This is a genomic window from Pseudomonas sp. RIT-562 (assembly GCF_026241895.1).
GTDB lineage: Bacteria > Pseudomonadota > Gammaproteobacteria > Pseudomonadales > Pseudomonadaceae > Aquipseudomonas > Aquipseudomonas mandelii_F.
In genome coordinates, this window is the sequence record NZ_JAPJIV010000009.1 from 64002 (window position 1) to 78480 (window position 14479).

Here is a 14479-nt window from a genome sequence, read left to right on the forward strand (position 1 = left end):
CTCACGAAAAGCGGACTAGAGATAGAGGGGCACAAAAGGGCATGGAACTGCACAAAAGGAGAAAAGGGGACAGATCTGTTTTTTACAAGGTGGCCTTGTATGGAAGAGTAATAACGGGACGTGTTCATTTATTTGTCTTCGTTTTCGATAAATAAATCTTTCCCCTTTTTTTCCATTTTTACGTTTAAGTTGCTAACTCGCGAACTCATTTCAGTGCCACGCATTGATTCACACGCCCGCGTCATCGTTCACGTCCATCGCGGGCGAGCTCGCTCCTACAGGGGGGCAATGGTGATGAGCTAGGGCGAGCACTTTGATCTAGCCTTAGATGATCTCACTCGGGAGAAAAATCATGCCCACCCCAGTCAGTCATCTATGTGCCTTAACTTTGGGTATTTTGTATTGCACAACCGCATCCGCCCAAGGCGCAGCAGACCCCCAACACCCCCCAGCGATACTCCCACTCGAATCCGAAACAGCCCCAGCACTCGTCGCCTATCCACCCCTGGCCGAGCCGCTAGCCCGTGGTGTGGTGATCATCCAGTATCGAACCGAGCACGCGCGAATCATGCCGGTATTTGGCAAGGCGGCCGTTGAGGTATCACCGCGTCTCAGTCACCTGCACGTGACCGTCGACGACTGGAAGGGCACCTGGGCGCATACCAGTGAAGACCCCATCATCCTGGTCGGCCTGACGCCTGGTGCGCACAAGGTTTTGCTTGAAGTGGCCGATCCGACACACAAGATCCTCACCAGTACGACCGTGAGTTTTATCGTGCCAGAGAAGACGCCAATGGCTGTCGCCCACTGATCAACCGTCGGTCACCTCCAGCGCTGTTTTTCGCCTCGAGGGCCAAACTTGAACGTGCGACTCTAAACGGAGGCGTACGAAAATGAGCACTACCTTACTGAGCGCCATGACCGCAGCGCTGCTCACCGCAACCTGCCTCACCGCGCTTGCCGACCCACCGAAAAAGCACAACCGGACAACCAACGTGGATGAACCTGCAGCCTTCCAGACCTCTGCTCCGACGGCTTCGGAAGACGGCTATTCCGCAGACGGCTCATCCGGACACATCCAGGCAGTTGGAAGAACCGGTTCACACTCGATGCACCCCAGTGCGCCAGTAGCATCCGAGCAATTTGCTGACGATGATACGAAGGCGCAAATACAGACTGGAGATCAATAGCGACAGGCTCTCTGGAGCAACCGATATCAGCGCATAAGTGTTCGACGCCCGCAGCCGTCAACGGCCTTTGCTGGACTGACGCTCATCCAGCATGGCACCCACCTTTGGCCTTCGCGGGCCTCAATCACTCGCCAGCCGCAGCCGTCCAGCGCCCCCGATAAACTCCCGGTGGACACCCCAACCACCTCAAGCACGCTCGATTGAAGCTCTGCACATCGCCGTATCCCAGTCGATCGGAAATTTCCACCAGCTCCAGTTCCGCGTCCTGCAACAAGTCCTCGGCTTTGTAGCGTCGATACTCTTCCAGCAGCTCGGAGAAACTCCATCCCAGCGCTTTCAGCCGCCGCGCCGCCGTACGCTCGAGCTTGTGCTGCTCGGTGCAGAACTGCTGCCAGTGGGCATTGGCTATGTCCGCGATCAGGTAATCACTCACCTGCTCCAGTTCCTTGGCAATCAGGTCGGTGGGCTCGATCAGCGTGATGGTGCCGCCGGTGGGCAGGCTCTTGCCCATCCCCGAATCCACCTGGCCTTTTTCGCCCTGCGGCAACAGGCTGCCGAACTGGTACTGCGCGCGCCGGCTCATCGCGTTACTGGCGTAGACGTTTTCGCTCATCACGTGTTCCATGAACCCGGAGGGCGCGAACACCTTGACCTTGCCAGCGCGCACGTCGGCCTCGTCGATGACCCCGCGCACGCCGCCAAAATGGTCAACGTGGGTGTGGCTGTAGATCACCGCCACCACCGGTTTGTGCGGTCGATTGTGGTAGTACAGGTCCAGCGCGGCCTTGGCTGTCTCGGCCATGGTCAGGGGGTCGATGATGATCAGGCCATCGTCGCCTTCGATGATGGTCGTGTGCCAGGCACGCCGTGATCAGACAGGTCAGCAGGCCGCGAGGGCTCATAGGAAAGCGGGGCATGGTGTCTCCGATTTTTATCGTTATGGTTAGACCAGCCTCCAGGTTAGGGCCCCGAGGGAGCGGGGCGGCAATCGTTAACGGACAAAAAATATGCAGGGGCGTGGCGATGGCCAACATAGACGACAGGCCGGGTTGATCTAGCCTTGCGTGACGCCCGCCGGGAGAAAAATCCCCTGTCCAGTCTTGTGAGCATTGATCCACTCCCGGCTATAACGCAGCACCCTGTCCGCCAGCGCCGTCGGAAAATGAATGAACCCATGTGCGCACTCCGGCAACTGATGTACCTCAACCTGCGCAACTTTGCCCCAGCGTTCTGCGATATCAAGCGTGTCGTCGCGCAGTGGGTCCAGCTCACCGACAAACATCAGCGCCGGTGGCAGGCCGCTGAAGTCGCCGTACAGCGGCGACAGGGGAGGCTGGCGGCGTTGTGCATCGCTCAATTCAGGGGTGAGCATGCGCAGCGCCTCGACCATCCCCGGGCCGTCCAGTAACAGCGTATCGGGACCTGCGGTGCGTACGCTTGGCGTGCCGGTAAGGTCGTAGACTCCGTAATAGAGCATCGCGCCGCGCACTCGCTTGAGCAACTGCGGCCAGGCTTTCAAACTCAGCAGGGTCGCCGCCGCGAGATGCGCGCCAGCGGATTCGCCGACGACGATCACCGGCAGTCCGGCAAACTCTTCACACTCACTGCCGAGCAACCAGCGAGCGGCGCCCAGGCAATCATTCATCAGCTCGGCAATCGGCGTCGACACCGCCAGCCGGTAATCGACCGAGACGGTGGCAACATTGCAGGCCTTGACCATCGCCAGGTTAAAAGCGTCATCCATCTGCGCATTGCCAATCACCCAGCCGCCACCGTGGAAGTCCAGCACCACCCCTTGGACTTTGCCTTCGGGGCGTATTATCCGCAGGGGCACGGCTACTCCATCCACGGCAATTTTCCGAGTTTCAGCGGTCAGCCCATGCCTGGCCAACTGCTGGTCACCGCGCAGCTGGCTGATGCGCAAGAGTGCCTGGATCACCCGTGGCGTTACTCGATTACGGATTTTGAATCGCGGCATCCACGCGAGTTTTTTGTTGAACTGGCGCATCTGCGCCAATTCAGCGGGGTCACATTTGGCAAATTCCATGTGCACTCTCGGCTCAGGGGATGGAAGTCTTCGCAGGCTCCTAGCGGATCAACGCGCTGATCGCATGGAGCTCTTGAGAAGCGCATGCATTATCCGTTGCCCGTACAAGCCCACGCCGAGGCCGGACACGATAAGAACCACCGCCACGATTTTGTTGAGCGACAGGTTCTCATTGAAAATCAGCGCCGAACCGAGCAGGCCGAATACCGGCACCAGCAACGATAAAGGTGCGACCGTGGACACCGGATATCGTTTCATCAATGAGTTCCACACCCAGTAGCCCAACAGCGTATTGGGGTAGACCTGGAACAGGATCGACAAGACTGCGCGGTAGTCCAGCTGGCTGATCAACGCGTGGTAACCCGTTGAGCCGTGGACCAAATAATCCAGGGCAAACAGCGGGATTGGCGAAAACGCACTGGACCACACCAGGAAGGCGAAAACCTGGGGAGTCCTGGCTTTCTTGTTGATGACGTTGGCGGCACTCCAGGCCAGCGCTCCCAGCAGGACCAACAGCAGGCCTGCGGTGGTGACGGTTCCGTCAGCGATGCCGATGATGCTCAACAAACCGCACAGGGCCAGACCCATGCCGGCGTACTGGAAGCGTGAAATCGATTCCTCGAAGATCCACGAGCCCAGCACGATGGTGAAAAAAGCGCTTAATTGAAGCACCAGCGAAGCAATACCCGCCGAGAGGCCGCACTGGATGCCGAGGTTGACCACTCCCCAGAGTCCGATACCGAATACCAGGCCGTAACCGACGATATAGCGCCACTGCACATCAGGTTTCGCAACGAAGAAAATCGCCGGGATCGCGCACAGCGTGAAGCGGATGCCGGCCAGAATGAATGGATCGACGGTGGTCAGGCCCAGTTTGATTACCGAAAAATTCACGCCCCATATGGCAGTGATCGTGATGGCGAGTAGCAGATGCCTGGCTGTCATGAGGACCTTCCTTGCTGAGGCATTGAACGAGCGTTGAGCAACCAGACCACCAGTGCCGAAGCGCTGATCAGGGCGCCCAGCAGGCTGACGGCTGACCAGCCCCACAGTGCATAGACCTGGGTCGCGGCCGCTGCCCCCAGCGCGCTGCCCACCGAGTAGAAACACATGTAGGCGCCGACCATGCGGCTTTGGGCGTCGGGACGTGCGGCGAAGATGATGCTCTGGTTGGTGACGTGCACGGCCTGCACCGCAAAATCAAGCAGGATCACGCCGCAGACCAGCGCAAAAAGGGACGTCTCGGCGAAGCTGATGGGCAGCCAGGACAGCGTCAGCAGCCCGAGGGAAATACCGGTCACCCGTTGCCCCAGTCCCCGATCGGCCCAGCGCCCGGACCTGCGGGCAGCCAGTGCGCCAGCGACCCCGGCCAGGCCAAACAGACCGATGGCAGTGTGCGATAGCGAAAGTGGCGGGGCGCTCAGGGGCAACACCATGGCAGTCCACAGCACCGAAAATGCCGCGAAGATCAGCAACGCCAGCAAACCCTTGGCTCGCAGCGTCGGCTCGCTGATGAATAGCTTGAACAGCGAACCGATCAGCGCCAGGTACGACTCCCGCTGCGCAGGCGTCGCTGTGACGGGCACCAACTTGCACAGCACTGCCGCGATGGTCAGCATCAAGCCCGAGGACACGAAGTAAACCGCGCGCCAGCCCGCAAAGTCAGCGATCAGGCCCGAGGTGAAGCGCGCCAGCAGGATGCCCAGCACTATGCCGCTGGTGACCGTCCCTACGGCCTGGCCCCGTTGTGACGGGGTGGCGAGCACGGCGGCGTAAGCCACGAGTATTTGCACCACCACCGCCAGCACGCCTACTGCGATCATCGCGCCCAACAGGGCCAGCCATTGCTGAGCGGCGCCGACTGCTGCGAGGGCGACTGCCGACAGCAGGAGCTGGGTCAGGATCAACCGTTTGCGATTGACCAGGTCCCCCAGTGGCACGATGAACAGCAGCCCCAGGGCATAGCCCACCTGAGTCGCCGTGACCACGATGCCGATCATCGATGAGGCGACGCCCAGGCTCTGCGCCATTGAATCGAGCAGCGGTTGCGCGAAGTAGACGTTGGCGACGGCCAGGGCGCAGGTCACCGAGAACAGCAAGGTTAGCGCCGGGGAAAGGCCCGGTGTCTCCTTGGTTGACGCTAGAGTGATTGATTGGGCATCTGCTGGCATGGGCGCCTCCGTGGCGGTAAGCTGGTTGCAATTAGAAACTAGTTCAATTGTTGCGGTATCTAGTTTTAAATTGCAACCACATAGCGCGAGGCAGGACGATGCTTGATAACAATTCACCGCCAGGCAGCGAGTGCCCGGTCGCGAGGACACTGGAAGCCATTGGCGATCGCTGGTCGCTGATGATCATTCGCGACGCTTTCGACGATATTCGAAGGTTCAGCGAATTTCAGAAGAGCCTGGGCGTGGCGAAAAATATCCTCGCATCGCGCTTGAAGACGCTGGTTGAGGTTGGGGTGTTCGACGTGTGCCCGGCGTCGGATGGCAGCGCGTACAAGGAGTACGTGCTGACGGACAAGGGCCGGCAGATTTTTCCGGTGGTCGTCAGCATGAGGCAGTGGGGGGAGCGGTTTTTGTTTGAGGCGGGGGAGACGCGGTCGGTGTTATTGGACAAGGCATCAGGGGAGCCCTTGATGCCGATCGAGGTTCGCTCGGCAAGTGGCCAGCCGCTTGGACCTGCTGATTGCCGTCGGGTAAGAGTGGTTGCACCGGACGTGTAGGAGCCCGGCTTGCCGGCGATGGCGGTTTTGCGGGCGTCATCGCTGGCAAGCCAGGCTCCTACGGTTGATCCGGGTGTATGGGGGAATTGGGTTCGACACAAATCCGTAGGAGCCCGGCTTGCCGGCGATGGCGATCTTGTGGATGTCATCGCTGGCAAGCCAGGCTCCTACGGTTGATGCGGGTGTACGCGGGGATTGGGCTGGGCACAAATCCGTAGGAGCCCGGCTTGCCGGCGATGGCGATCTTGTGGATGTCATCGCTGGCAAGCCAGGCTCCTACGGTTGATCGGGGTGTACGCGGATTTGGGTTCGACACAAATCCGTAGGAGCCCGGCTTGCCGGCGATGGCGATCTTGCGGGCGTCATCGCTGGCAAGCCAGGCTCCTACGGTTGATTCGGGTGTATGCGGGAATTGGGCTTGGCGCATATCCGTAGGAGCCCGGCTTGCCGGCGATGGCGATCTTGTGAATGTCATCGCTGGCAAGCCAGGCTCCTACGGTTGATCGGGGTGTATGGGGGATTTGGGTTCGACACAAATCCGTAGGAGCCCGGCTTGCCGGCGATGGCGGTCTTGCGGGCGCCATCGCTGGCAAGCCAGGCTCCTACGGGGGATTGGGGTGTACGCGGGAATTGGGCTTGGCGCATATCCGTAGGAGCCCGGCTTGCCGGCGATGGCGATCTTGCGGGCGCTATCGCTGGCAAGCCAGGCTCCTACAGGGATTGGGGTGTACGCGGGAATTGGGCTTGGCGCATATCCGTAGGAGCCCGGCTTGCCGGCGATGGCGATCTTGCGGGCGCTATCGCTGGCAAGCCAGGCTCCTACGGTTGATCCGGGTGTATGCGGGAATTGGGCTTGGCGCATATCCGTAGGAGCCCGGCTTGCCGGCGATGGCGGTCTTGCGGGCGCCATCGCTGGCAAGCCAGGCTCCTACGGTTGATGCGGGTGTATGCGGGATTGGGCTGGCACACATCCGTAGGAGCCCGGCTTGCCGGCGATGGCGGTCTTGCGGGCGCCATCGCTGGCAAGCCAGGCTCCTACGGTTGATTCGGGTGTATGCGGAATTGGGTTCGACACAAATCCGTAGGAGCCCGGCTTGCCGGCGATGGCGGTCTTGCGGGCGCCATCGCTGGCAAGCCAGGCTCCTACGGTTGATCGGGGTGTACGCGGAATTGGGTTCGACACAAATCCGTAGGAGCCCGGCTTGCCGGCGATGGCGATCTTGTGAATGTCATCGCTGGCAAGCCAGGCTCCTACGGTTGATCCGGGTGTATGGGGGATTTGGGTTCGACACAAATCCGTAGGAGCCCGGCTTGCCGGCGATGGCGATCGTGCGGGCGCTATCGCTGGCAAGCCAGGCTCCTACGGTTGATGCGGGTGTACGCGGGGATTGGGCTGGGCACAAATCCGTAGGAGCCCGGCTTGCCGGCGATGGCGATCTTGTGGATGTCATCGCTGGCAAGCCAGGCTCCTACGGTTGATCGGGGTGTACGCGGAATTGGGTTCGACACAAATCCGTAGGAGCCCGGCTTTCCGGCGATGGCGGTCTTGCGGGCGCCATCGCTGGCAAGCCAGGCTCCTACGGTTATTCGGGTGTATGGGGGATTTGGATTCGGCGCACATCCGTAGGAGCCCGGCTTGCCGGCGATGGCGATTTGGTGAGCGCCATCGCTGGCAAGCCAGGCTCCTACGGTTTGGTTGCAAGTCGTACAGCATCCGCCTGGCAGCTCAATCCAGATCCTGCGCCTGATGCCGCTGCGCAACCTGGGTCGCTTCATCGCCCCAGGTCCGGTTGACCCGCTGGCCACGGATCACCGCAGGCCGCTTGGCGATCTTCTCCGCCCAGCGTTGCAGATGAGTGTATTGCTCCGCCGAAAGAAACTCCGAAGCCGAATAAACGTTGTTGCGCACCAACTCGCCATACCAGGGCCAGACCGCGATATCGGCAATCGAGTAGCTGTCGCCAGCGAGGTACGGGCTCTCCGCCAGGCGACGATCGAGCACATCCAGCTGACGCTTGGCCTCCATGGTAAAGCGATTGATCGGGTACTCGAATTTCTCCGGCGCATACGCATAAAAATGCCCGAAGCCGCCGCCCAGATACGGCGCCGCGCCCATCTGCCAGAACAGCCAGTTCAGGGTTTCGGTCCGTCCCGCGAGGTCGGTGGGCAGGAACTCGCCAAACTTCTCGGCCAGGTACAGCAGGATGGCGCCGGACTCGAACACGCGAATAGGCGGCTGCGCACTGCGATCCAGCAACGCGGGAATCTTCGAGTTTGGATTGATCTCGACAAAACCACTGGAGAACTGGTCACCCTCGCCGATGCGGATCAACCACGCATCGTACTCGGCGTCGGTGTGCCCCAGCGCCAGCAGCTCTTCAAGCAGAATCGTGACTTTGACGCCATTGGGCGTCGCCAGTGAATACAGCTGCAACGGGTGCTTGCCCACCGGCAGGGTTTTCTCGTGAGTCGGGCCAGCGGTGGGGCGGTTGATGTTGGCGAACTGGCCACCGGACGGGGCGTTGTTCACCCAGACTCGTGGCGGGACGTAGGGTGCTTTACTCATCGGATAAGCCTCAGGATTTATCGATAACTAAGAGGTGTGAGCCGGTCGTGGTCGCGAAGTGTTCATCGGATCAAGGTGCTGAGCTTACAGGTATCGCCCGTGAGCGAGTATTGCCGATTCAAAGGCCAGCGCCTGCGGGAAATCCATCGTTAAATGCACTTTTATAAAGCGCGACGCCGGCTCGCGCGCACCAGTTGGAAGCGAAAACCACCCGTTCTCCTGAAGTCGTTTCGCCTCCTGCTGCTGCCTGCATAGTCTCTAAACGTCATTTTCCAACGCCTGCCAACTCTGGCACAAAGCCTGCAGGTCCCCCATCAGGTCTACCGGAAAACATCCGGTCAGGCTGCCCCCTCGATCAACGACGATCGATCGGCCAGACAGGTCATGGGCAACAGCGGAGGATCAGGCGAAGTCGCCCGATTGATCCCGCATAAGAACAGGCAAAGACGCCTGGAACCGCAAGGTTTCAGGCGTTTTTTTTTGCTTTTTTAACCGTGATGGGCTTTGTCGGGTGCTTTATATGAATTCCAATGTTGCCGCGTTGAACGAGTTGAAAACCCTGATCGTGGTCGGTAACGGCATGGTCGGTCATCATTGCGTCGAGCAACTGATCGAACGCGGTGCCCTGGAACACTACCAGCTGCACGTGTTCAGCGAGGAACCGATGCGTGCCTACGATCGAGTGCACCTTTCCGAGTACTTCACCGGCCGGGATGCTGAATCCCTGGCACTGTCGGATGCCGCGCTGTACCAGACGCCAGGCGTCACGCTGCACCTCGGGGTACCGGTGCTGGAAATCGACCGCGAGCGTTGTCAGGTGGTCACCGCACAAGGCTGCATCGCCTACGACAAGTTGGTGCTGGCCACCGGATCTTATCCATTCGTGCCGCCGATCGAGGGCGCCGAGGGCGACTCGCGGCTGGTGTACCGCACCCTTCAAGACCTCGACGCCATTCGCGCCGCTGCAGTCAACGCCCGACGTGGCGTGGTGGTGGGCGGTGGCCTGCTCGGGCTCGAAGCCGCCAACGCGCTGAAAAGCCTGGGCCTTGAAGCACACGTGGTGGAGTTTGCCCCGCGCCTGATGCCGGTGCAGCTGGACGACCTCGGTGGCCTGGCACTCAAGTCGCAGATCGAACGGCTTGGCGTTGGCGTGCACTTGTCGCGTGCCACTCAGTCGATCAGCGCGGGTGAGGAATACCGTTACCGGATGAATTTTGCCAATGACGAATTCCTCGAAACCGACCTGATCGTCTTCTCCGCCGGGATCCGCGCCCAGGACGCCTTGGCCCGCCAGTCGAACCTGGAGATCGGGCCGCGCGGCGGAGTGGTGATCAATGACGAATGCCTGAGCTGCGACCCGAACATCTACGCGATCGGCGAGTGCGCGTCCTGGAATGGCAGCCTGTTCGGCCTGGTCGCGCCGGGCTACCAAATGGCCCGGGGCGTCGCCGCACTGTTGTGCAATCAGGCCGCCGAGCCGTTCATTGGCGCCGACATGTCGACCAAACTCAAGCTGCTGGGGGTCGACGTAGGCTCCATCGGCGACGCCCACGCCCACACTCCGGGCTCGCGCAGCTATCAGTTCATCGACGAAGCGACGGCCAGCTATCGACGCCTGGTGGTGGACGCGGCGGGCAAGCATGTCCTGGGCGCGGTGCTGGTGGGCGACAACAGCTACTACGACACCCTGCTGCAATACATGCAAAACAGCATTGCGCTGCCGCAGGAACCTGCCAGCCTGATCTTGCCGTCGTCCGCCGGCGCGCCTGTGCTAGGCCCTGGCGCGTTGCCGCAATCGGCCACCGTGTGCTCGTGCCACAACGTCACCAAGGGCGCCATCTGCTCGGCGATCGACGGCGGCTGCACCGACCTCGGCATCCTCAAGTCGCAAAGCAAGGCCGGTACCGGCTGCGGGGGATGCGCCGGTCTACTCAAGCAGGTGTTCGAGCATGAGTTGATCGCCCGTGGGGTCAGTGTCGACAAAAGCCTGTGTGAACACTTCGCCTATACCCGCCAGGAACTCTATGCCCTGGTGCGGGTGGAGGGGGTGATCACCTTCGAAGAACTGCTGGCCAAACACGGCCGCGGTCACACCGGTTGTGATATCTGCAAACCGGCCGTGGGCTCGATCCTCGCGTCGTGCTGGAACCAGCCGATCATGGACGCTTCGCTGGTGCCGCTGCAGGACACCAACGATACGTTCATGGCCAATATGCAGAAAAACGGCACCTACTCAGTGGTGCCGCGCATACCCGGCGGCGAAATTACTGCCGACAAGCTGATCGCGATTGGGGTGGTCGCGAAGAAATACGATCTCTACACCAAGATCACTGGCGGTCAGCGCATCGACCTGTTCGGCGCACAGTTGCATGAGTTGCCGGACATCTGGTCGGAGTTGATCGAGGCCGGTTTTGAAACCGGGCATGCCTACGGCAAATCGACGCGCACCGTGAAGTCGTGTGTTGGCAGCACCTGGTGCCGATATGGCGTGCAGGACAGCGTGAAAATGGCCCTGCTGATCGAGGACCGCTACAAGGGCCTGCGCTCGCCGCACAAGCTCAAGTTTGCGGTGTCCGGCTGCACTCGGGAGTGCGCGGAAGCCCAGAGCAAAGACGTCGGGGTGATCGCCACCGAGAAAGGCTGGAACCTCTACATTGCCGGCAACGGCGGCATGCGCCCGCGCCACGCCGAACTGTTCGCCACCGACCTCGACGATGAAACCCTGATTCGCTACATCGACCGATTCCTGATGTTGTACATCCGCATGGCCGACAAATTGCAGCGTACCTCGGTGTGGCGCGAAAGCCTGGAAGGCGGCCTGGATTACCTCAAGGAGGTGGTCATCGACGACAGCCTTGGCCTCGGTGCCGAACTCGAAGCGCAGATGCAACTGGTGGTCAACCGCTATGAGTGCGAGTGGGCCAACGCCCTCAAGGACCCGGAAAAACTCAAGCGCTTCCGTACCTTCGTCAACGATAAGCGCCCGGACCCGGACATCCATTTTGTCCAGGAGCGCGGCCAGCGCCGGCCGATCATGGCCGCCGAACTCAACCTTATTCCCGTCATTGAGGAGATTGTCTGATGAGCCAGTCCAACACTCAGCGCAGCCTTGCGACCTGGAAAACGGTCTGCAGTGAACAAGACCTGGTGAGCAATTCCGGGGTTGTGGTGTGGTTTGAGGGGGCGCAAGTGGCGCTCTTCTACCTGCCTCACGCCGAAGGTCGATCGCTGTATGCAATCGACAATCACGACCCGCAATCCGGGGCGAACGTGATTGGTCGCGGCTTGATCGGCAGTATCAAAGGCGAAATGGTGGTGGCAGCACCGATCTATAAGCAGCATTTTCGCCTGGAGGATGGCCATTGCCTGGAATCGCCGCAGCAGCGCTTGCGGGTTTGGCCTGTGCGGTTAAACAGCGGCATGGTTGAACTCGGTCTGGACTGAGGGAGCTGCAGCGCCTGCCTATGATTTCACCTGCGAAGTGGTTAATATACGATTCATATATATTACGTATGGTTGAAATCATGGGCATCGTTAAAATTTCCGAAGGCATGCACGAACATCTGCGAGTCGCCAGTGACGCGCTGAGTCGCTCGATCAATGCGCAGGCCGAGCACTGGATGCGCATCGGCATGCTCGCCGAACTCCACCCGAACCTCGACCACAGCGACCTCTGCCGCTTGCTGGTGCGCGCCGAACTGGCTGGCGGCCTGGATTTGCATCAGCTGTGCAACCTCACGCCAGACTCGCCGAGCCTGCAACTCGCAGCAGCCAGTGGAGCCGGCAAATGAAGGCGAATGTCCCGATCAACACCCCGGCGCAAATCGCTCAGTCACGCGTTGCGGCACAACTGGCTGCCGAAGTGCTGGCGATGATCACTCCCTATGTGAAGGCAGGGGTGACCACCAATGAGCTCGATCGACTCTGCCACCACCATATCGTCAACGTGCAGAAAGCCATTGCCGGCAACATCGGCTATCACGGCTTCCCGAAAACCGTGTGCACCTCGGTCAATCAGGTGGTCTGCCATGGCATTCCTACCGATGAACCACTAAAAGACGGCGACATCCTCAACATCGACATCGCCGTGATCAAGGATGGCTGGTACGGCGACACCAGCCGCATGTACTTCGTCGGCGAGCCGGCCCCTGAGGCGCTGCGCCTGGTCAAGACCACCTACGAAGCCATGTGCGCAGGAATCCGCGCCGTGCGCCCCGGCGCAACCCTGGGCGATATTGGTTACGCCATCCAGACCGTCGCCGAGCGCGACGGCTTCAGCGTGGTGCGCGAGTACTGCGGTCACGGCATCGGCAAGGTCTATCACGATGAGCCGCAGATCCTGCACTACGGTTATCCGGGGCAGGGACTCAAGCTCAAGGCCGGGATGATCTTCACCATCGAGCCGATGCTCAATGCGGGTAAACGGCATGTGAAAACGCTGGCCGATGGCTGGACCGTGGTGACCAAGGATCAATCCCTTTCGGCGCAGTGGGAGCATATGGTGGCGGTGACTGCGGAGGGGTTTGAGGTGTTGTCGGCTTGGCCGGATGGTGTTGAGGGGTTTGCTGCGATTTTTTAGTGGTCCAGTGAGCTTGTCAGGGTGACAGGGCCGACCATACATACCCCAGGTCGGCAGCTGTCACAGGTGACGTTTATTCAAAAATACTTCAGCCAACCAATATCCCGCCGCCGAGCTTTCAGCGCCGCAAACCAGCGCACCGGTAAATAAAGCGAGGTGGCCAGAAGCAGCGCTGTCAGCCACACGGCCCAAACGCTGTCGAAACCGAAATGGCTCCCCTGGTTCAAACCAAAAACCGCAACGCTGATCACATACAGCACCTTCAACACATACAGGTGCAGCAGGTAGAAAAACATCGGTGCCGCACCGAACACCGCCAGGGTGCTGATCCACTTGCGTTGCTGGGCGCGCTCGAAACCCAGGAGCAGCAACAGGCCCACGCCTAGCGTCAGGGAAAGGAACAGCAGGGAAGGCGGGTACTTGGTGATGTTGAAAAAGCTCATCAAGGTTTGCGTGGTGCTTTCATAGTCGACCCACTGCGCTTCGCCGTACCCATTCAACAGGCGCAATACGAAAAACCCCAGCAACACTCCGGCGCCTGCCACCAGCAGCTTGCGTTGACGCACGCTGGCGCTGGCCGATCCGCCAAACCAGGGGCCGACGCAGTAACCCAGGGCGATCACGCCGAGCCACGGTAGAACCGGGTAGGAGGTGCGCAGCCTCAGCCCTTCGGCCACTTCGATCCAACCACGATCATGCAGAATCGCCCAAGGCACGTGCAGGCCTGAGCCGACCGGGAAGTGCAGGCCGTCGAGCAGGTTGTGCCCGGCGACGATCATCACGCCCAGCATGAACAGCAGTGGTCTTGGCAGCCAGACCATGATGGCGAGGGCAATCATGCTGACGCCGATGGCCCAGATCACTTGCATGTAAATCACGCTGGGCGGGAACTGGAAAGTCCAGGCGAAATTCACCAGGGTGAACTCCAGCACCACCAGGAACAGGCCGCGTTTGAACAGGAAGGCGGATACGTCGCTTTTGCCCTGGTGCTTTTCGCCGTAGAGATAGGCAGAGAGTCCAGTCAACAGGACGAATACGGGCGCGCACAGATGGGCGAGGGTGCGGCTGAAGAATAGGGCCGGTTCGGTGGACTCGATGCCCATCGGGTCGGCGACTTGACGGTGCAGGAGAAATGTCTCGCGCACGTGATCCAGGAGCATGAACAGAATGACCAGGCCCCTGAGGGCGTCGATCGATAGCAGGCGTTGGCTGATGCGAGTGGCGGGGGGGAGCGGAACGGGGATGGTCATGGGCAAGTCGCAGGCAGGGATAGAATAGTAACGTTATTCTATAACAATTGGCCTGCGGTTGCGCTACGGTTGTAGGAGCCTGCTTGCTGGCGATCGCAGCCCTGCGGTGTGCCAGGCAC

At 60.4% G+C, this 14479-nt stretch carries 14 protein-coding genes and 1 pseudogene; 7 read left to right on the forward strand and 8 right to left on the reverse strand.

The window, feature by feature from the left end; genetic code table 11:
* Nucleotides 1-352 precede the first annotated feature (352 nt).
* Together ORL50_RS13530 and ORL50_RS13535 are read left to right on the forward strand one after the other, a co-directional pair.
* Nucleotides 353-811, forward strand: a complete 459-nt coding sequence (locus tag ORL50_RS13530) for a DUF6130 family protein (RefSeq protein ID WP_266015575.1) — start codon at nt 353-355, stop codon at nt 809-811.
* An 82-nt stretch (nt 812-893) separates the two neighbouring features.
* A complete protein-coding gene (locus ORL50_RS13535) occupies nt 894-1190 on the forward strand; it encodes a hypothetical protein (RefSeq protein ID WP_266015578.1) in 297 nt (98 codons plus the stop codon).
* Between the two features lie 124 nt (nt 1191-1314).
* On the opposite strand, the gene ORL50_RS13540 is transcribed toward ORL50_RS13535, so the two are convergent.
* The 5 genes and pseudogenes from ORL50_RS13540 to ORL50_RS13560 all read right to left on the reverse strand — a co-directional run bounded on the left by ORL50_RS13540 (nt 1315) and on the right by ORL50_RS13560 (nt 5558).
* Nucleotides 1315-1623 carry a helix-turn-helix domain-containing protein gene (locus ORL50_RS13540; protein ID WP_266015793.1) on the reverse strand — a complete coding sequence of 103 codons (309 nt, stop codon included), beginning with the start codon at nt 1621-1623 and terminating at the stop codon, nt 1315-1317.
* 3 nt (nt 1624-1626) lie between these two features.
* A pseudogene (locus tag ORL50_RS13545) lies at nt 1627-2040 on the reverse strand (MBL fold metallo-hydrolase); the annotation flags it as partial.
* Nucleotides 2041-2244: 204 nt separating this feature from the next.
* Nucleotides 2245-3237, reverse strand: a complete 993-nt coding sequence (locus ORL50_RS13550; RefSeq protein ID WP_266015580.1) for an alpha/beta hydrolase — start codon at nt 3235-3237, stop codon at nt 2245-2247.
* A 48-nt stretch (nt 3238-3285) separates the two neighbouring features.
* Complete coding sequence (locus tag ORL50_RS13555) at nt 3286-4182, reverse strand: EamA family transporter (protein WP_266015582.1); 897 nt, start codon at nt 4180-4182, stop codon at nt 3286-3288.
* Entirely contained in the window at nt 4179-5558 is a 1380-nt protein-coding gene (locus ORL50_RS13560) for an MFS transporter (RefSeq protein ID WP_323055232.1), read from the reverse strand. Before ORL50_RS13560 ends, ORL50_RS13555 begins: the two co-directional genes overlap by 4 nt.
* On the opposite strand from ORL50_RS13560, the gene ORL50_RS13565 reads away from it, so the two are divergent.
* Nucleotides 5507-5965, forward strand: a complete 459-nt coding sequence (locus ORL50_RS13565) for a winged helix-turn-helix transcriptional regulator (protein ID WP_266015586.1) — start codon at nt 5507-5509, stop codon at nt 5963-5965. The genes ORL50_RS13560 and ORL50_RS13565 overlap by 52 nt on opposite strands.
* Nucleotides 5966-6110: 145 nt before the next feature.
* Here the strand turns inward: ORL50_RS13565 and ORL50_RS13570 are convergent, their stop codons facing one another.
* Complete coding sequence (locus tag ORL50_RS13570) at nt 6111-6392, reverse strand: hypothetical protein (protein WP_266015588.1); 282 nt, start codon at nt 6390-6392, stop codon at nt 6111-6113.
* Nucleotides 6393-7691: 1299 nt separating this feature from the next.
* Nucleotides 7692-8531 carry a glutathione-dependent disulfide-bond oxidoreductase gene (yghU, locus tag ORL50_RS13575; protein ID WP_266015590.1) on the reverse strand — a complete coding sequence of 280 codons (840 nt, stop codon included), beginning with the start codon at nt 8529-8531 and terminating at the stop codon, nt 7692-7694.
* A 520-nt stretch (nt 8532-9051) separates the two neighbouring features.
* Between yghU and nirB the strand changes: the two genes are divergently transcribed.
* From nirB to map, 4 genes are all read left to right on the forward strand, one after another.
* Entirely contained in the window at nt 9052-11613 is a 2562-nt protein-coding gene (gene nirB, locus ORL50_RS13580) for a nitrite reductase large subunit NirB (protein ID WP_266015592.1), read from the forward strand.
* Entirely contained in the window at nt 11613-11975 is a 363-nt protein-coding gene (gene nirD, locus ORL50_RS13585) for a nitrite reductase small subunit NirD (protein ID WP_266015594.1), read from the forward strand. Before nirB ends, nirD begins: the two co-directional genes overlap by 1 nt.
* Before the next feature lie 80 nt (nt 11976-12055).
* Nucleotides 12056-12322 carry a ParD-like family protein gene (locus ORL50_RS13590; RefSeq protein WP_266015596.1) on the forward strand — a complete coding sequence of 89 codons (267 nt, stop codon included), beginning with the start codon at nt 12056-12058 and terminating at the stop codon, nt 12320-12322.
* A complete protein-coding gene (map, locus tag ORL50_RS13595; protein WP_266015598.1) occupies nt 12319-13110 on the forward strand; it encodes a type I methionyl aminopeptidase in 792 nt (263 codons plus the stop codon). Before ORL50_RS13590 ends, map begins: the two co-directional genes overlap by 4 nt.
* Before the next feature lie 77 nt (nt 13111-13187).
* Here the strand turns inward: map and ORL50_RS13600 are convergent, their stop codons facing one another.
* Nucleotides 13188-14360: an acetyltransferase domain-containing protein gene (locus tag ORL50_RS13600; RefSeq protein ID WP_266015600.1), complete on the reverse strand. Its 1173-nt coding sequence runs from the start codon at nt 14358-14360 to the stop codon at nt 13188-13190.
* Between the last annotated feature and the right edge of the window lie 119 nt (nt 14361-14479).